The organism is Bifidobacterium sp. LH_417, assembly GCF_056357035.1.
This window is the reverse complement of record NZ_JBKEVI010000001.1, coordinates 285,344-302,908: the sequence shown is the minus strand read 5'-3', so window position 1 is coordinate 302,908 and position 17,565 is coordinate 285,344. Positions and strand designations below refer to the sequence as shown.

General features: G+C 65.2%; 13 protein-coding genes. 9 read left to right on the top strand and 4 right to left on the bottom strand.

Going from position 1 to position 17,565, the window contains the following annotated elements; genetic code table 11:
* Positions 1–307: 307 nt before the first annotated feature.
* The gene (locus AC1AYR_RS01150) at positions 308–832 is read left to right on the top strand and encodes a hypothetical protein (protein ID WP_476511010.1); all 525 of its coding nucleotides are present in this window, start codon (positions 308–310) and stop codon (positions 830–832) included.
* 72 nt (positions 833–904) lie between these two features.
* Entirely contained in the window at positions 905–2,755 is a 1,851-nt protein-coding gene (locus tag AC1AYR_RS01145; protein WP_476511011.1) for a tetratricopeptide repeat protein, read from the top strand.
* A 28-nt stretch (positions 2,756–2,783) separates the two neighbouring features.
* On the opposite strand, the gene AC1AYR_RS01140 is transcribed toward AC1AYR_RS01145, so the two are convergent.
* Both AC1AYR_RS01140 and AC1AYR_RS01135 read right to left on the bottom strand, forming a co-directional pair.
* Entirely contained in the window at positions 2,784–3,821 is a 1,038-nt protein-coding gene (locus AC1AYR_RS01140; RefSeq protein ID WP_476511012.1) for a hypothetical protein, read from the bottom strand.
* Between the two features lie 31 nt (positions 3,822–3,852).
* On the bottom strand, positions 3,853–4,980 hold the full coding sequence (locus tag AC1AYR_RS01135) for a zinc-ribbon domain-containing protein (protein ID WP_476511013.1): 1,128 nt from the start codon (positions 4,978–4,980) through the stop codon (positions 3,853–3,855).
* 280 nt (positions 4,981–5,260) lie between these two features.
* Here AC1AYR_RS01135 and AC1AYR_RS01130 point away from each other — a divergent pair, with 280 nt between their 5' ends.
* From AC1AYR_RS01130 to AC1AYR_RS01115, 4 genes are all read left to right on the top strand, one after another.
* The gene (locus AC1AYR_RS01130; RefSeq protein ID WP_476511014.1) at positions 5,261–5,767 is read left to right on the top strand and encodes a hypothetical protein; all 507 of its coding nucleotides are present in this window, start codon (positions 5,261–5,263) and stop codon (positions 5,765–5,767) included.
* A 35-nt stretch (positions 5,768–5,802) separates the two neighbouring features.
* Positions 5,803–7,044: a zinc ribbon domain-containing protein gene (locus AC1AYR_RS01125; RefSeq protein ID WP_476511015.1), complete on the top strand. Its 1,242-nt coding sequence runs from the start codon at positions 5,803–5,805 to the stop codon at positions 7,042–7,044.
* Between the two features lie 71 nt (positions 7,045–7,115).
* Positions 7,116–7,634 carry a hypothetical protein gene (locus AC1AYR_RS01120; RefSeq protein WP_476511016.1) on the top strand — a complete coding sequence of 173 codons (519 nt, stop codon included), beginning with the start codon at positions 7,116–7,118 and terminating at the stop codon, positions 7,632–7,634.
* Positions 7,635–7,657: 23 nt separating this feature from the next.
* On the top strand, positions 7,658–8,770 hold the full coding sequence (locus AC1AYR_RS01115; RefSeq protein WP_476511017.1) for a zinc ribbon domain-containing protein: 1,113 nt from the start codon (positions 7,658–7,660) through the stop codon (positions 8,768–8,770).
* A gap of 25 nt (positions 8,771–8,795) precedes the next feature.
* On the opposite strand, the gene AC1AYR_RS01110 is transcribed toward AC1AYR_RS01115, so the two are convergent.
* Positions 8,796–10,709 carry a tubulin-like doman-containing protein gene (locus AC1AYR_RS01110; protein WP_476511018.1) on the bottom strand — a complete coding sequence of 638 codons (1,914 nt, stop codon included), beginning with the start codon at positions 10,707–10,709 and terminating at the stop codon, positions 8,796–8,798.
* 199 nt (positions 10,710–10,908) lie between these two features.
* Here AC1AYR_RS01110 and AC1AYR_RS01105 point away from each other — a divergent pair, with 199 nt between their 5' ends.
* The 3 genes from AC1AYR_RS01105 (at position 10,909) to AC1AYR_RS01095 (ending at position 14,908) form a co-directional block, all read left to right on the top strand.
* Positions 10,909–12,180, top strand: a complete 1,272-nt coding sequence (locus AC1AYR_RS01105) for a zinc ribbon domain-containing protein (RefSeq protein WP_476511019.1) — start codon at positions 10,909–10,911, stop codon at positions 12,178–12,180.
* A gap of 82 nt (positions 12,181–12,262) precedes the next feature.
* Positions 12,263–12,925, top strand: coding sequence for a zinc ribbon domain-containing protein (locus AC1AYR_RS01100; RefSeq protein WP_476511020.1), 663 nt, complete (start codon positions 12,263–12,265; stop codon positions 12,923–12,925).
* 27 nt (positions 12,926–12,952) lie between these two features.
* The gene (locus tag AC1AYR_RS01095) at positions 12,953–14,908 is read left to right on the top strand and encodes a hypothetical protein (RefSeq protein WP_476511021.1); all 1,956 of its coding nucleotides are present in this window, start codon (positions 12,953–12,955) and stop codon (positions 14,906–14,908) included.
* Positions 14,909–15,156: 248 nt separating this feature from the next.
* Here the strand turns inward: AC1AYR_RS01095 and AC1AYR_RS01090 are convergent, their stop codons facing one another.
* Positions 15,157–17,562, bottom strand: a complete 2,406-nt coding sequence (locus AC1AYR_RS01090) for a TIR domain-containing protein (RefSeq protein WP_476511022.1) — start codon at positions 17,560–17,562, stop codon at positions 15,157–15,159.
* Positions 17,563–17,565: the final 3 nt, after the last annotated feature.

Below are 17,565 nucleotides of genomic sequence, written 5' to 3'. Positions count from 1 at the left end.
CGGGTGGACACGCTCCGGCACCGCACAACCGGCAGGTTCTCCGGCATCGGGCGGCTGGGCACGCCCATCTTCTTCGTCCGCGCCGTCTGGTGGATCACCGGCATCTCCGATGCCAAGCGGTTCGGGTTGGTCGCGGCCTACCTCCTCCTCCGCACCGTCCGGCGATTCCACGGGGAACGAACCCGATACGTCCGCCCCGTCACCATCAGACTCATCATCGCCGGCACCCTCGGCGGGGAAGCCCGGCACAGCCACACTGTCCTCCGAACCGGTCGAACCGATCTCGATCGCCTCGGTCGGTGTGGGCATGCTGGGCTCGCTCTCCCCGATCGTCCTCCTCCAAGTCTTCCAGCCTGGGAACGCGCGCATCCACATCACGCCGATGATGATGACGATCGGCGTGATCGGCGCCACGGCCGCGTATCTCGTGACGTATCTTGCATTCCGGTATCTGGGCCGCATCGCCACGACCGGCGCGGACCGCCTCGTCTGCGCGGTCGTCACCGCGGCCATGGCGTGCGGCGCCGTGATGTTCGCCAGCTCGTCAATCGTCGTGCTGATGGAGGGGCAACAGTTCGCCGTCCCCCTCACCGTCTCCCATTTCTTCACGCCGCGATTCCAGCTTCTGCCGCAGACTCCCGCCGCTTGGGCATACGCGGCATTCGCCGTACTGGCTTTCCTCATCGCCGCATGGCTCGCGACTTCGGCGGAACGGACGACGACCGGCAAGGGGGCACGCATCGCGCTGTACGTCATCGCCGTCGTGATCGTCGTCTTCGGCTGCGCCGTCATGCCGGCGGTCCAGCTCGCCTCCATCGGCATCCGACTATAGAACCGGACAGGGCGACCAGGGACGGCGGCATCACGACAGACCGCATCACGACATAGGGAAGGAATATCGACCATGGACGCATCGACGAACTACTATCTGCTGCTCGGCATCTTCGACCCGGACGCCGACCTGTCCGGCAGGAGCGACGCCGACCCGGAGGTTATGGAACCGATTCGTCGGGCGATCCGCGACAAGCAGCTCGACAACGCCCGGGCCATCAACAACCCCCGCAAGGCGTTGGCGGGCAAACGCAGACTCGACCTGCTGCAGCATGCCGAATCAGCATTGGACACGCAGGCGAAACGCGAACGGCAGTTCGATGAAGCGCGCGGCATCGTCGATGAGGCGATGGCGAAGCATGTGGGCAATTTCGCCAGCAAAGGATTCATCGCCGACCCCGAGATCGGTCTCATCGCCGGCAAGATCGCCGACGAGACCGGCTATGCGCCGACGCCGATCGCCATACGCGCGTTCATCCGGCGGAAGCATATCGGCATCCGTCGGACGGCCACGCCATCCGACGCCCTTGCACCGGTCGAACCGCCGAAACCCCGTTCCTTCACCATGTACGAGAGAATCCGTTCGTCTCTCGCCGTCTGCGGCGTGGAGGATCTGTACACGTTCCTCGGCGGCAGCCCGCGGACCTGCTGGTACAAGTCGGCGTTCGAACTGCGCGGCGACGCCCGCGAACGGTTCGAGGCGATGCCGCGCAAGCACGATACGCTGACCGAGGCGCGCACGATGCTGTTCCGCTGCTGCATCGACAGGACGTTCGCCAGCGAACGTTCGAAGGCGGACTATGACGAGTACCTGCGGTATCTGGCGATGATGCGGGTGCTGGAGGACGCCGGCGAGGCGTGCGCCTACACGAAGACGATGGAAAGCGTCAACCAGGCGCCGCACTTCATCCGCATGATCCGCGACGCCTCCGGCACGGCCGGCACGCTCGTCAGCGCCAAAACCGCCGCGGGATATCTGCTGTGGTACTGCCAGACCCACGACATCGCCTGCACGCCATCGCAGTGGCGGTTCGACGGAAACACGCCGAAAGCCGTATCAGAGGGCTCCGCACCGAAGGTCGCCGAAACCCCGCGCCCCTGGGCGAAGCCGGGCAGCTCGCAGCGGCCCGCACCGAAGCCGAAGACCCCGCAACCGTCGGGCTGGCAGCCGTCGACCTATTCCACGTCACGCCCGCACGCGTCGGAACCACGCGAAGCCCAGCCCACTGCGAGCCGTGAGACTCCGGAGGAATGGTATCGACGCGGCGAACAAGCCCGTAAGGACAAGGATTTCAAGTCCGCCGCCGCATGGTATCGCAAAGCCGGCGAAGCCGGCCACGTCAAAGCCCAGATCAAAGTAGGCGACTATTGCATGTACGGCGTGGAAACACCCAAGGACGAGGAACAGGCCAGATCATGGTACCGTCGGGCGGCGGAGCAGGGCGACCGCACGGCACAGGTGCTGCTCGCCGACGCGCTGCACCATATCGACGACGGGCAATCCGCCTATTGGTGCCGGAAGGCGGCGGAGCAAGGGGACGCCGGCGCCATGTTCGGTCTCGGCGTGAGATACGAGAAGGGAGAAGGCGTCGAAAAGGACTACGAGCAGGCGGCGCATTGGTACCGGCTGGCGACCGAGCAAGGCAAGGGACTGTCACCATGCTTTGCAGCCTGCCAGCTGGGCGACATGTACCTCAAGCACCGGAACGCAAAAGGATGGACGACCGACGAACGTCAAGGCGCACTCGGACAATGGGCATACGAACACGGCAAAGCCGCGAAGAAGAATGCCGCATGGGCCGCATACTGGTATCATCAGTCGATCGCATTGACCCCCGAACCCGATACGCAACACAATGTGGAGTATGTGCAGGACCATAAGCTGAAGCCCCTGCTGAAACGGTATCCGCATCTTGCGGCGTAGTGAGGCTCGTCTCCATGGTCGCCGGCGGCTAGTCGGTGGCGACCATGGAGACGAGACCGTCGATCAGGGCGCACACGACGAAGCCGGCGGCGACCATGACGCCGACATACTGAATGAACGTCGGCACCGTGATGATGTTCTCGGTCATCCGCATACCGAGATAGATGGTGCCGCCTATGCCTACGACACAGCCGATCGCAACCGTCCAGTTGGGCGTCTTCAACGGCTTGCCCGATGCGGCGCACATCACGGCGAGCACGACCACGCCGATCACGGCACCGATGACCGCGCCGATCGCGCTGGTCTTGGCGAAATCGGCGATCGGACCGCCATCCGGCGTGACCCAATTCCAGAGCAGTGGGGCGACGCCGAATACGAAGGCCGCAGCCACGCCACCGCAATACAGCATCATCTGTTCGCCGAGCGCTTCCGCGGCGTCGAAGAGTTTGAGCCGGTTCATGAAATCGGCGAAGGAGGATTGCTCGGACGTTGCGGATGCCGACGTCGATGAAGGCGCGGAAGAGGCAGCCTCCTGTCGCCGCGGGGATGTCTTCCCCGTCGTCTCCGTCGCCGAAGCGGCGAGGAACACGGCATCCAGCATCGATCTGCCCACCAGGCACGTGCCATAGTCGTCCGGACCCGCCATCTGAACGGCGTGCGCGAGCGCGGTGAGGTCGACGGCTCCGGGCAGTTCCCGCAGATACCGGTCCGCGAGACGCTTCGATTCGGCGACGTACTCGGCCGGATCGCGCTGTCCCAACGCGTAACGGAATGTGTCGCCGATGGAGCTCTCCACTATTCCGTACACCAGATCGGCATACGAATCCGGCACCATCGCTATCGTCGGCCCGATCTGTCCTCCCCAACGCCTGAGCCGTGTAGTGGCGTCAAGGTAACGGTTGGCGGTATCAGTATCAAACCCCGCCAGTTGCGCTGCGATCACCGCCAGCTTGCCGTTGTCCGCGACGTGCGTCAGCCATTGGGCGCTCGCGTTGTCGTTGGGGGCGAGTCGTATGGCCTCCATCAGCGTGTCCTGGTCGAGCGTCCTTCCCTCGAACGTCGTCATCGTACCTCTCCTCTCCGTATCGGCTCATCCGTCAGCGCAGTTTCGCGCCGCATTGCGTGCAGAATCGGCGGTTCGCGGGAATCCTGCCGCCGCATCGCGGGCAGACGACCTTTTCGGCGACGTTCCGCCGGTCCGCGCGTCGTGTCGGCGTCGAGGTCTGAGGCGACGCCGCGGGCTGAGGCGACGCCGCGGGCTGCGGGACGGGCTGGGACGCCGGAACCGTAGCGGAGAACACCTGCGAATCCGTCCGGAATCCGTTGCGCCCATCGGTAAGGAACCGCTGCACGATGTCGTCGACGATCCGACGGTACCGGTCCCGCGACTGTCCTGGGGCGAAGCAGCTTCTCGGCACAGACAGCGCGAATTGCACGATCCCCTCCCCGTCGCCGGCATCCGCCCACACGATGTGGTAGCCGCCATTGATGACGTGGTCGCCGCCATACCGTGCGACGTAGGAGTCACGATCGGTGATCTCCACCGGCATCGAGATCACCGGCGACGGCAATCCCATCGATTCGAGACCCTGATCGCCGAACATGACCGTCTGCGCCGCGTCCCCGTCGCCGATCACGGTGGTGTAGCATCCGTATGAGCAGCGTTCCCAGCCTCCCATGGCGCAGAAGAAGCCCGCCGGCATCAGGTCGATCACCGGGCACTCCTCCACGCCTTCCACGTGTTGCACAAGCCGCCCATAGCCCGGCACCTCCCATGGCGCGACGAGGCCTCCCGAGCGCATGATCTCGCACGCGTCACGGTCGGCCTTGACGGTCATCGGAGTGCTGAAATGCAGATCATGCCGTGAAAAGACGTCCGCGGCGCCCCGGCACAGGAATCTCAACGTCGTCTGCGGATTCCTGCTGGGCAGAATCATCAAAGCGGACCCCGCCGGACCATCGAACAGCATCCACGCCACTTCGGCGTTTCCGCTCGCCACGATGCCTCCGGCCAAATACCTGCTCCGCGTCAGATCCTCCTCGATCAGCGAATCGATCAGGGGCAGCAACTGCGCGGATGTCAGAGTCGCCGAGTAGTAGACCATGACCGTTCTCTGAGCATTCCTGATATGCCTACGCAGTCCGGCCTTCGGATCGTCGTCGCTCGCCGGTTCAAGATAGTCGTAGACGTCCGCCGCGCGCTTTCCATCAGGCAATCCCACCATGTCGGTTCCTCCCGTCGCCGACGCATGCCGGCCGTAGTCATCCCGCATGCGTCCATGCATGCGTCTTCGAGAAGGGGATGGCGACTGCCATGAATGATTCCGATGATACCGTCTTTCGCCTCCGATTGCGGCATCGACGCGACATGTCCCATGTCGAACACGGAACGAACGGCCTCCTGGTGCTAGGGTGAAAGATGTGTTCCGGCCATTCGGCCCCTCCTTCTTCCCCGGCATCGCGACGCCGCGACGACCGCATCACCCATTTACGAAGGAGAGCATCATGGCGAACTACAGTCCCGACCTGTTCCACGCGGTCACCGCGTATCTCGATTCGCGGAACTTCACGTACGAGACGAACCCCGATACGGGCGTGGTCACGTTGGAATGGAATTTCTCGCGGGCCACCGCCATCAAAAGGGCGCGCATCAACTTCGACATCACGTCCGAGGCGATCTGCGTCACCAACCAGCCCGAGATCCCCGAAGGATCGCTGTCGGTAGTCAGGCAGGTCCCGGCCGACGACACGGACCGTCTCGCGGACGCGATGATCTTCCTCACGGCGGCGAACTACAACCGCATCCACTTCGCGTTCCAAATGGATCCGACCACGGGAACGGTCAACAGCACCAGCAGCCTGTACTGCGGCGCGTACGTACCGCCCGCCGAACTCATCGACCAGGTGTTCCGGCATGCGAACGACGCGTGGGAGATCAACGGCGACGAGTTCATCAACGTGCTGGAGCACCACAAGGATCCACTCGTCGCCGTCGCGGACGCGAACCGCTGATTCTCCACGTCGACCGATAGGGAAAGGAAGACATCATGGTGGATCTCAGCCTGTTCAACGACACAAGCAGCTCTCCGATCACACGATTCGGAGGCCCGTTCGACGACAACGACATGACCAAAGGGGTGTACAACCTACTGTCCGCGGCACCGGGAATCATCTTTTATTCGCAGGCGCCGGCGGAACAATTGCTCATCACGCTCGACGGCATATTCCCGGACCTCAACTTCAAAGCTTCAAGACACTCCGACTCCGGCTGCCTGAACACGGATATGACCGGCGAACTCGCCGGCGAATTATTGTACTGGAGTCTGTTCGAGGGTCCGCAGGGTTCCGCCATGATATGCATCGCAGCCGGAGGCGAGGCGACGAAGTTGCTGCGCGTCGAATGCCTGCATGAAACGCTGATATGGTCGAAACGACATCCGGATTTCGCCATCGTCAACGCCCTGTTCGACAACGGCGTCGCCACCGTGGGAGCGGCCGCGGCGATCGGCATGGGCAACGTGGTGGCGCCATGGTACGTACCCGGTTTCGAACATACGCATGAACCCACGACTCATAACGATTCGGCGAAGGACGGCTATGATCTGGGACTGATGTCACCGGAGCTCGTCCGCGCACTGGCATCATGGCGACAGGTCGGCTACGACATGTACCAGAAACCGTACGATGCCGAGGGATTCGGCGACGTCAACCTGGTCGCGACCGCCGGCGTCGAACACGACGACCCCGGTCCGAAACTGCTGTTCCCTCTCAGAACCATGACGGAGCAGGAACTGACGGCCACGTGGAGCGGCGTGGAACGATTCGGCCCATGCCGACCGTATCTGTTTTCCGGCATCGGAACGGTGATGTGCGATCTCGACCCACAGGCGACGGCGGAGCAGGTGGATGAACGAGCCCATGAGCTGTTGGACACCGTCCACCGATGGCTGCACCGCAATGACGGCGGCACAGACGACGCCACATCGGCGTCTCCCGTATCGACCGCATCGACATCCCAATCGGCATCCTCATCCGATTCCCGCTCGCGTCGTCTGCACGACGCGCTCAAGTCGCGTCTCGACGCGACGCTGGGTCGTTCGCCGGCGAGCGCGGCGACCACGCCGAGCGCGAGCCCGGCCGCTGTCCCCGCTCCCATGTCATCGGTCCCGTCCGCCCCGTCACCCGCCGCATCCGCGCCGCAGACCGGCAGACGGTTCTGCACGAGCTGCGGCGCGCAGCTGCCGCCGAACGCGAAGTTCTGCGGCCAATGCGGTGCGAAGGTCCGCTGAACCGGCGACGTCGCATTCCCGGGCGCATAACACACCCATCCCTACACCATCCATCATCACAGGAGAGCATCATGGCGACGAACCGCAATCCCGATCTCATCAACGCGATCACCGCGTTTCTCGATTCGAGCGACATCCGCTACGACGTCGACGACGATCACGGCATCGTGCGGACGATCATGTCCCTGGACGACGTGGCGGCCGTCCCCAGGGTGGGCGTCATCTTCGACGTCTGGAATGACGCGTTCTTCGTCAATACGCAGCCGTTCATGCACGACTCGATCGTAGGGCAGGTCGACATCCACGATCTCGATCAGGTGTCCGACGCGATGATATTCATCACCGAGGCGAACGACCGTCCGGCCGTCCACGGACATCTCCGTCTGGACTTCTCCGACGGCACGGTGTCCAGCCGGACCGAACTGTACTGCGGGGAGTTCGTGCCGCCCACGGAACTCATCGATTTCGTCTTCCGCGCCTCGATGTTCCTGTGGAAGCTGTATGGCGACGAATTCGAGAACACCCTGCATAACGGCAAATCCCCCCTCGCCGCGGTGGAGGACGCCTTCCGCGCCGTGCGGGAATCCTGATTCTCTGTCGAAGGAGTATGACCATGAATCTCGACCTGTTCCACGACGACACCATCGTGCCGATCGACAAGTTCGGAGGAGCGTTCAACGACGACGATCCGACGCTGATCGTCTACGATACGCTGCATTTCTTCAGTGCATTCGCATACTATTCGACCGCGTCGGCGGACAGACTGCTCGCGGCCGCCGACAAGGCATCGGTCTCCATCGATCTCACCAGATCGACGAACAGGCGTTTCGACCGACCGGGTTATATGGAAGTGGCCATGGCCAATGGAGACACGCTTCGCTGGTCCCTGTTCGATGGGCCCCAAGGCTCCGCGCTGGTTTGTTTCATCCTCACCCCGAACGGATACGCAAGGGACCGCGATCCTCTCGGCCTGGCCCCGGACGGCATGTTCCGGACGGGACCCGGGATGGACATACGAATGGCGTTGATCGATAGGCGGACCACCACGGCGGGAGCGGCTGCGGCCATCGGCATGGGCAGCGTGGTGGCGCCATGGTACGTACCCGGTTTCGAACGAACATGTGAATCGGCCAACGTCCGGGGCGAGGGGCCGGACTCCCTGCCGTTGATGTCGTCGGAACTGATCCACGCGCTGGCGTCCTGGGAACAGACCACCTACGACTCGTATCGTAGGACATACGTCGACGGCAATGGCATCAGCCATACGATCGGCGTAGCCGCAGGGGTGAACCGAACCAGTCCGGGACCGAAGATGTTCCATCCGCTCGGGACCATGACGGAGCAGGAGCTGACGGCCGGATGGAGCGGCATCGAACGCTTCGGCCCATGCCGACCTCATCTGATAGGCACCTTGGGAACCGTGTTATGCGATGTGGATCCCCATGCCACATCGGACCAACTGGATGCATGCGCCCGAAACCTCATCGATGTCATCGGCAGGTGGAAACACCATCATGGCGACGTTTCCAAGACCGACGACGCATCGCCGTCCGTACCAGCTCCATCATCATCCGTTTTGGATTCATGTCGTCTTCATGACGCGCTCAAAACCCGCCTCGGCATGGTGATGGGGCAAGCGAACGCAGGTGGTTTCTGCACGAGCTGCGGCGCGCAGCTGCCGCCGGATGCGAAATTCTGCGGCCAATGCGGCGCCAAGGTCCGCTGAGCCGGTCCAACCGCGGGAACCGGACTCAGACGATGACCGGCATGAACCGTTCGACACGGAGACGGTCGGGCATGGAGTCGACGCGGACGGTGACGTCCGGCATCGTGGCGGCGAATCGTCGCGCCGCTTCCATGAGCGACGGGTCGCCGGCCGGCAGCGTGACGACCGTCCGCCATCGCGCTTCGGAACCGACGCCGCAGCCGTCACCACTGCCGGAATCCTCCGCGACGTCCACCGTGGCCTGCTCCATCAGCCCATGCAGGAGGTCGTCCGCCGCGTCCTCGACGGAACGGCTATCCCGTCCGTCGCCGGCGAGCAGATCCGTCATGGTCAAACCGATGATCCCGGGGAAACGGTTCCTCACGAACCGGCAGAAGCGCCGGTACACCGTCAGCTCGTCGATGCTCGGCTCCCCCGCGTCATCGCCTTCGCCCCGTGCGAGCGCCCACAGCAGGTCGTGGGCGACGGCGGCGTCGTCGACCGGCGTGCCGACGACGATGCGCCGGGCCGCATCGTACGACCACGTTAAATCAGGTATTCCTCTCTTGCCCCGGACCTCGGACCATTCGCGGACGTTCCTCCGGTACTCCTCGAACGTCCGAACGAGTTCCCGCACCATCCACAGGAACCTGTCGGCGTTCTCGAATTCCGTGGGCATCTCGAACTCCTTGAGGTAGTCGTCCGGGTTAAAAGTTGCCAATTCGTCGTCAAGAGAAGCGAACAAGGAATCGTCAAGAAGGAAATCGTCGGAAAGATACGCCGGTTCGGGGCGATGGTCGGGGTCGATGCCGATCGTCTTCTGGAACCGCCGGTATTCCTCGGCGGGCATGCCCTTCCCCTCGCTCAGATCGTCCAGCATGGCGACCGGCCGCTCCATCAGATCCGCGAGCATCATCGAATACGGCATCATCGAGCCGGCGACCGTCATCACGTCCACGGCCGGACCGTCGACGCCCGTGTCACTCCCACCACCGTCATCATCCCGTATCAGCATGTCGATCAGGCAATCCGCCAGACGATCATACGACGCATTGGGATGGAGCACCCAGTTCCAATCGTCGATGCCTCTCCGCACGACCAGATGGCACCGGTCGAACGGCGGCATCGTCGTGTCCACGGCCAACGAACCGTCTTCGGAGTACACCTGCCGCCACGCCGTGCGACGGCCATCGTCGCGCATGCGGTCGAACATCTCCCGCAGCGTCCGCTCCGCATCGGTCCGGCACGCTCCCATCTCGTGAGGATTCCTCACATCGGACCCATGCACGAGCAGGAACCCGTGCGATTCAACCCGCGGATACAACTCCAGCGCCTTGCGGACCACATAGCAGGCGTCCATCAGCGCGCCCGAACCGGTGCCCTCGTCGAGATTGGCGATCACCATCACCCTGATCGGCGTCGAGGCGTCAAGACCGCGCATAGACGAGGCGATGACCCGTCGCACATGCCGCACGAACCCCTCGGCCGCGAGAATCATGAGAAACCGGCCCATCCGACGGCTTCCGTCGGTGGACTCGTATGACAGACCGTCCAACCGGGTCGTCATGTCATCGAAGTCAAGCCAGTCCCGGAACCGTGGGTCGCGTTCGTAACGGGCGCGGTCCTCGCGGAACCACTCGGGGAAGTGCATGCTGATTCCGATGTCCGAGTATTCGCTCCCCTCCGGGTGATCCGTGTCGTATTCGCGCAAGGCCATAGGCGAGCTTGCGCCGCCCTGCATGAACCAGTTGGCGGTGACGGCGAGGAACCGCGTGCGGTCGAACGGCTCCGGGGAGCGGAACCGCAGGAACATCTCCCGTTTGAGCGAGCGCAACGCCCGGGTTCCCGCGTCCCCCAATCCGATGGCCAACGTCACGGAATCGTCATGAACGTATTTCGTCGTCTCGTCGAAGACGTCGAACACGCCTCCGTCGGACACATCCAGCGAGTCGAACGTCATTATCGCGGCTCCTTCCCGATCCCCGCGTCGCTCCGACGGTGGACCACCTGACGCAACGTGCGCCATCGCAAAAGAACGGGGCGGCCCATTGGCCGGAAACACGCCAATGATACCATGTCGATCATCGTCCGGACCATGTGCAAGCGCCTGCGGCCACCTATACTGGAATCCAGAGGAACTCGCGGAGGAGGGCGGATTCATGATCTGTTCGAGATGTGGGGCGACGATCGCGGCCGGCAACCGGTTCTGCACGGAATGCGGACAGCCGACGCAGCCGGTCGGCTCCGACACGGACGCCACGGTGGTCGACGGCGCGGGGAACCGGTATGTGCCCGCTCCCTCGCCGACGGCGTCCACCGCCCCGAACGGGGACCGGTACGTCTATCCCGTGCCGCAGCCACAACCGGCCGTGTCGCAGCCGACGGTGCCGCAATCCTCCCAACCGGTCCGTCCGCCGATGCCGGCGGCGGCCGCCGCGAAGCAGCCGTGGAGCCGCGGCCAGAAGACGTTCGTCGCGATCGGCGCCGCCGTCGCCGTTATCCTGCTCGCCGTCGGCGTCGTCTTCGGCGCGTCGATGTACCGTGACGCCCATTCGTCGCCCGTATCCACCGCGTCGTCCTCGTCGGACGGTGCCGGCGGGACGTCCGGTTCCGGCTCCGACGGGACGACGGACGCCTCGTGCGATTCCACACCGGACATGCAGGTCGTGTCGGTGGAGCGTTCCGGCAACGACCTCGTCGTGACGATCCTCGTCACCTCCACGTGTTCGGACGGATCATCCACGCGCTTCGACGATCCGAAGGCGCGCATCACGCTCAAGGACGCGAGCGGCGAGACGATGGCGGACAACACGTTCGACTTCTCCGGCGACCGCGCCCGCACGGTCACCGCGGACGGCACGAAGGTGAAGGTCACGTACACGCCGGACATGTGCAAACGTTCCGTGACGGACATCGTCGACGAGGCGAACGACGACCCGTCCCTGCTCATCATCCGCTACATCTACCGCAACCGCGGCGGCGATACGGACGATTCCGGCGACTCGACCACCACCGACGCGGACACCCCGCCCTCCTCCACGTTGAAACGCTACGAGAACGCGGCGGGCCGCTACGCGATCAGCGTGCCGGACAACTTCCGCAAGACCGGCACCACGTCCGACGGCACCGGGTTCACGTTCGCTGGTTCGGGCGTGACGATCACCACGTGGCGCTCCGCCAACACGACTGGCTCCGCGGCCGGCGAGATGGCGCGGCTGGAGGCGGACGCGGGCGTGCCGATCACCTACGATCTCAACGCGGACCCGTCGATCTACGTGAGCTACTACAAGGGCGGCTACGTGTACTACATCAAGGAGATCGTCTACGCCGACCACATCATCGGCGTGCAGCTCAAATACTCCGACGAGCATCGCGACGTACGCGACCCGCTGACCGAGAAGATCCCACCCACGCTCGAGGATCTCGGCTGAGATCTCGTATCCCGACCGGCCCGATGCGCGACATATCCGTTCCGACAGTACATCCCGGAGCATCCACGACGAAGGAGGAATGATGACGGACGATGACGGCAAGCCGGTGCGCGGCGTCAACACCATCCGCGAGGAGCTCGACAAGGCGCGTGGCGAGAACACGTACAAAAGCGCGTTCGCCGCGCTCGGCGCGGCCATCGTGGGCACGGTGCTGTCATACGTGGGATACGAGTATGCGAACACGGTCTACGTGTGGCTGTGGATCGGAACCGGCGCCGCATGGCTCGCCGGTATCGGCATGCTCGTCTTCGGCAAAAGCATGGAGGACGACCGCCACAAGAAGATCGCCGAACTCGAAGCGGAACTCGCCAAGGCGACCGCGGCGCGCGACGGGGACCGCTCGCGATCGAACGGTCCTGCCACTGCCGAAACGCCGTCTCCGGCTGGGCCGAAGTCCACCTCCACGGCATCGCCGATACGACCTCCCGCACCGGTACCGCTGCCGGAACCTGCCGCATCCCCACGTGCGGACGCCGCTCCGGCGCCTCTGCCGGGCTGGACGCCGCAGGCCGCACGGACGAAGACGGTACCGTTGCCGCCCTCCACGCCCACCGTGCCCGCCGCCGAGACGCACGGCCCGTCGCCGACGACCCCGGCGCATGATCGCAAATTCTGCGGCCAGTGCGGCGCGCAACTGCAACGCGACATGACGTTCTGCACGCGGTGCGGCGCACGCGTCGCCTGATCGACGCGAACAACAAAGGAGTTCATCATGAATGACAGCGGCAGCACCGCCCTCGGCATACTCATCTTCGTCGGACTCTTCGCCATCTGCCTCGTATGGGAGATCCTGAAGCGCAAGGCGAACACCGCGTTGAACCGCAACGTGTTCAGCCGCGGAACCTATCAGGAGCAGCAGGCGTTGACCGAACACAGGTTCACCTACCCGTGCCGCGCCAAATGGAGCGACGTCAAGCCGCTGCTGAAGGAGTCCCCGCTCGGCGACAATCTGCAGGTCGCGAAGGAGACCGACGACGGCGTCCAATGGATCTACTACGCGTTCCATCTGCGCACCACCGGCAACGGCGAGTTCACCGCGTACCTCCAGATCGACGAGCAGGCGCAGCGCGCCACGTTCGAATTCATCCGATGGGCGAACGTGGACGGCGTGGTCCGTCACATCGACCAGATGAAACAGCTCAAGACGTGGGTCCAGGATGTCATCGAACAGGCGAACCGCAACCAGACCGCACAGACCGCACAACCCGCGGCACAACCAACTCGCCCGGTTCCATCCCCGCAACCATCGCAACCGGCTCCGCAGTTCGAGCAACCCGCCACGCATGCGGTGCCGCTGCCATCGCAGGGTCCCGTCGTGCGGATCCATCCGTCGGTGCCGACACGGACTCCCGCGACCGCCAAGACGCCCGACACGACGACCGGCGAGACGCCCGACACGACGACCGGCGAGACACCCAACGAAACATCCACCGGTCCGGCAGCATCCACTGTGCGACCGGCGGCCCCGACGTCGGCCGACGCGGATCAGGCATCGCCGACGACGCCGGCATCCGAGACGGATACCGCCTCCGCACTCGCCGAAAACCACATGAAACCGACGAAACCGTTCACGCCACAGGAATGGACCATCGGCGAATGGCATCCGCTACTGCCGATGTTCCAGCAGCGTTGGAAGTACGCGGCATTCGTTCCCCCGGTGATCGGACTCATCGGCGTGCTCTATTTCGGATTCAAACCATCCGGCTCCTACGCCGGGTACACGGCCGGATCGATCATCCTGCCGGACAGGTACACGGATTACGGCACCGGATCCATACTCGAAGAGTACGGGTACATGTCCGCCGACCAGTTGAACGGTATTCTTGCGGACCTGCGCGGCGAGAACATGCACGGGTTCATCGGGTGGATCGTGTTCACGCTGGCCATGCTGGCCTTGGTCGCCGTACTGTCGATGGCCTACGACGCCAGTTCACGCAGCATGGCGACGTTGCTGTCCAACGACGACGACATGTACCGGTTCTTCCGCGACCGGTATGAGTTGGAACACGGCAAATACACGCCGACGTTCCAAGACGAGGCGCTGAACCTGCCGCTCACCATCGCCGACTACTCATACGAATGGCTGCTGCGGCCTGGCATGCTCAGCGCGAATCGGGACGCCCCGATCACGGAGGACTATAAGGCCGCCGTCTACCAGCAGTCGCGTACCTTCCTCGGCAGACTGTACCTGCTGTACAACGATCTGTGGTTCGACGCGGGGACGACCACGGCGAAACGCCTGTTCGGCGCGCTCGGCGGCAATGCGACACCGGCGGCGACCACGACGGCGCCGACGTGGCAGACCATGACGGCGCAGGCGCAATCCCGGAGACCCCAGGGGACGACCGCACGTCCCGAGAGGACTCCCGCAGCACCCGCCGCGCCGACCGGGCCCGCGTATGCCTCCATGCACGCATCCGCACCTATGCATACACCAGCTCCCGTATCCGCCGCCGCGCCTGACAATGCGACTTCGAGCACGTCCGGGAACACGACACCGTTCACGCTGCAATCGCAGATGCCGCCCGTTCCCCTGCCTCAACCCGCAGCTGCACCCGTTCCGAAGTCAACCACGTCACGCGATTACAAATTCTGCGGCCAGTGCGGCGCGAAGCTGAAGCGGGAGATGGCGTTCTGTACCCAGTGCGGCGCGAAATGCGTCCGATAAAGCAGCGATAAGGTCCTCTCCGATTGTGGCGTGCCCGATCTGTGCAGGCATGGTCATATGGGCTTTCCAACCTGAGTGGAAGAAACCGCCTTCCACTCAACCGGCATCACCCCGGTTTCCGGGTTGGATGGGAGGAAATACCCGCCACTCAACTTCGCTGGCGGTTGCACATGCCTTGCTGGCGACCGGAGCGAAACGTCCATGCCCCCGTATGACCGAATCGTTTCGCCCCGCCAAACCACGGGGCACTACCGTGTCAGCCCGAGCTTCCGCGCCCGGTCCAGCCGCTCCTGCACCTGCTCGCGCAGCGTCACGCCCTCGTACTCCCCCGCGTCCGGCGCGGCGACGGTGTAGATCACCCCGTCGCGCGTGGCGGCGATGACCCGCTTGCCGTCGGGCGCGTACACGACGGCGCGCACTTCGCCGGGAATCTCGCGCACGAGAGGACCGGGCTGCATGTCGTAGCGGGCGAACATGACCGACCCGTCGGCCAGTCCCGCGGCGAACGCGTTCCCGTCCGGCGCTGCGGCGACGGCGCGCGACTGGTGCGCGTCGGTGAGCGACGCGAAATCGGTCATGCCGATGTGCATCGTCCACGGATCATCGTCGCGACGCGCGGCATCCACGCCGTTCGCCCCGCCGTCGCCGGTCTTCGAACGGGAGACGCCGCGCGAGCAGAGCTGCGCGGGCGTGCCGTCGCCGACGAACAGCGCCTTGCTTCCGGACACGGCGATGGCGCGGGCGGTGCCGCCCAGGCAGATGCCGATGCTTCCCACATCCGAGGCGGCGGCGCCCGGCAGGATCAGCGTGGACGCCCCCGCCTCCACGACGGCGAGCGTGCCGCCGTCGAATCCGACGAACAGGCGTCCCTCGCCATCCGCGCGCAGAACGGTCACGTCCGCGCCCGCGTCGTTGACGATCGTGCGAGACGGGCTGCCGCCGCGCATGCCGATCACGTCGACCTGCGCGCCGCATCCGATGGCGATCTCGCGGCCGCCGGGCAGCACGGCGAGCGCACCCGGCGCGCAGCCGTCGGGCACGTCGATCCGCGTCACCTTCCCCACGCCACCGGAACCGTCACCGGAACCATCCGAGACACCGGCACCATCCGCACCATCATCGAACGTGACCCGGTACAGCGCGGTGCTCCCGTCCTTCGTGCCGGCGACGACCGCGGTGTCGGTGGCGTCCGGGGCGGTCGCGATGGCGACGCCCACGTCGACCGGCACGCGCGTGGCGTCCGAGACCACGCGGCCCTTCGCCGTGTCGACGAGCGTGACACGCCCGTCGCGCGCGAGCAATGCGGCAAGGCTCCCGCCGCCGCTCGTCCCGCCCGCGCCCGCAGCGGAACCGGCGCCCGAATCGCGGGACGAACCGGCACCCGTACCGCCCAGTGCGGCACCGTCCATGAACCATGATCCGGTGTCCTTGATGATCGTCGTGTCGGCGCGCACCTTCCACACGGTCGCCTTCCCGTCGGAGGAGCGTACGGCGAGCGCCGACCCGTCCTCGCTCCATGCCATCGACGTCGCCTTCGTAAGGTCCGCGCCGGTGAGCGTCATCAGCGTGTCGCCGCGTCGCGCGTCGAGGATGCGCACGTCGGCACCGCCCAGTGCGGCGACTTCGAGTCCGTCGGGCGAGACGGCGTAGCCGCGCGCCTTGACGGCGGATACGCCCGATGCGCCGGATACGCTGGATGCGCCTACGCCCGCGTCGGCGAGCGCGTCGGGCGTGCGCGTGTCGAGCGCGTCCGGGAAGTCGTATCCGGCGAACCGCGGATCCGTGGCGTCCCCGTGGCCGTCGGGCACGTGCGTGGCGAGCACCATGCGCATTGTGGCGACATACATGCTTCCGCGCATCGTGGCCGTGTCGTGCGGTTGGGCGAGCACGGTCCTCATCGCCGTGTACGGGTTGTCGTCGAGCGCCGCGCGTAGGGCGTCCCATCGCCGTGATTCCTCGTTCGCCTGCGTGTTGGCCTCGTCAATCTGGCGCATGCGGGTCGCGAACGTCGCGCCGCTCACGCCGGCGCAGACGATCGCGATCGCGGCGAGCACGGCGAGCACGCGCAGGATGACGCCGCGGCGGATGGATTGCGTGAGGTAGCGTGCGGCGACGGATGTGATCGGGCGGGGTGCGGCCGTCGCCGCGCCGCCGCCGCGCGGCCCCTGTCGCGAGCCGCGCGGGCCGCACGCCGAGCCGCCGAACGCACGCCTATACGCTTTCAGCGCGCGTCCGCGGGCGAGGTCGCGCGGCCGTCCGCCGCGGTTCGTCCAGTCGCCGGCCGCGGTTTCGAGTTCGCCGGCGAGCCGGTCCTCGGGGGTGACGGCCGCCCATGCGGCTTGGATTGCGGCGACGGCGCGCGCCGGGTCGAAGCGTCCCTCGTCGACGGGGATGCGCACCTGCGGGCGATGGTAGTGCGCGGCCCAGTGCTCCTCGTCGCGGCACGCCTGCGAGCCGTACCAGAGTCGCGAGACGCACATGACGACGAGGTCGGCGCCGCGGATCGCCTCGGTGACCTGCCGTCTCCATGCGACGCCGGCGGGCATGCTCGCCGTGTCCTTCCACACGGCGATGCCGTTGCGTTCCATCCAGTCGATGAGCGTGTCCGCTGCGGCGGACTGCCGGCGCGAATACGACACGAACACGTATCCCATGGT

Excerpts from the sequence above, each read along its gene's own strand:
- AC1AYR_RS01115 (WP_476511017.1), top strand. The coding sequence starts at position 7,658 with ATGAATCTCGACCTGTTCCACGACGACACCATCGTGCCGATCGACAAG.
- AC1AYR_RS01125 (WP_476511015.1), top strand. The coding sequence starts at position 5,803 with ATGGTGGATCTCAGCCTGTTCAACGACACAAGCAGCTCTCCGATCACA.
- AC1AYR_RS01105 (WP_476511019.1), top strand. The coding sequence starts at position 10,909 with ATGATCTGTTCGAGATGTGGGGCGACGATCGCGGCCGGCAACCGGTTC.
- AC1AYR_RS01090 (WP_476511022.1), bottom strand. The coding sequence starts at position 17,562 with ATGGGATACGTGTTCGTGTCGTATTCGCGCCGGCAGTCCGCCGCAGCG.
- AC1AYR_RS01130 (WP_476511014.1), top strand. The coding sequence starts at position 5,261 with ATGGCGAACTACAGTCCCGACCTGTTCCACGCGGTCACCGCGTATCTC.
- AC1AYR_RS01095 (WP_476511021.1), top strand. The coding sequence starts at position 12,953 with ATGAATGACAGCGGCAGCACCGCCCTCGGCATACTCATCTTCGTCGGA.
- AC1AYR_RS01140 (WP_476511012.1), bottom strand. The coding sequence starts at position 3,821 with ATGACGACGTTCGAGGGAAGGACGCTCGACCAGGACACGCTGATGGAG.
- AC1AYR_RS01135 (WP_476511013.1), bottom strand. The coding sequence starts at position 4,980 with ATGGTGGGATTGCCTGATGGAAAGCGCGCGGCGGACGTCTACGACTAT.
- AC1AYR_RS01110 (WP_476511018.1), bottom strand. The coding sequence starts at position 10,709 with ATGACGTTCGACTCGCTGGATGTGTCCGACGGAGGCGTGTTCGACGTC.
- AC1AYR_RS01100 (WP_476511020.1), top strand. The coding sequence starts at position 12,263 with ATGACGGACGATGACGGCAAGCCGGTGCGCGGCGTCAACACCATCCGC.
- AC1AYR_RS01150 (WP_476511010.1), top strand. The coding sequence starts at position 308 with ATGCTGGGCTCGCTCTCCCCGATCGTCCTCCTCCAAGTCTTCCAGCCT.
- AC1AYR_RS01145 (WP_476511011.1), top strand. The coding sequence starts at position 905 with ATGGACGCATCGACGAACTACTATCTGCTGCTCGGCATCTTCGACCCG.
- AC1AYR_RS01120 (WP_476511016.1), top strand. The coding sequence starts at position 7,116 with ATGGCGACGAACCGCAATCCCGATCTCATCAACGCGATCACCGCGTTT.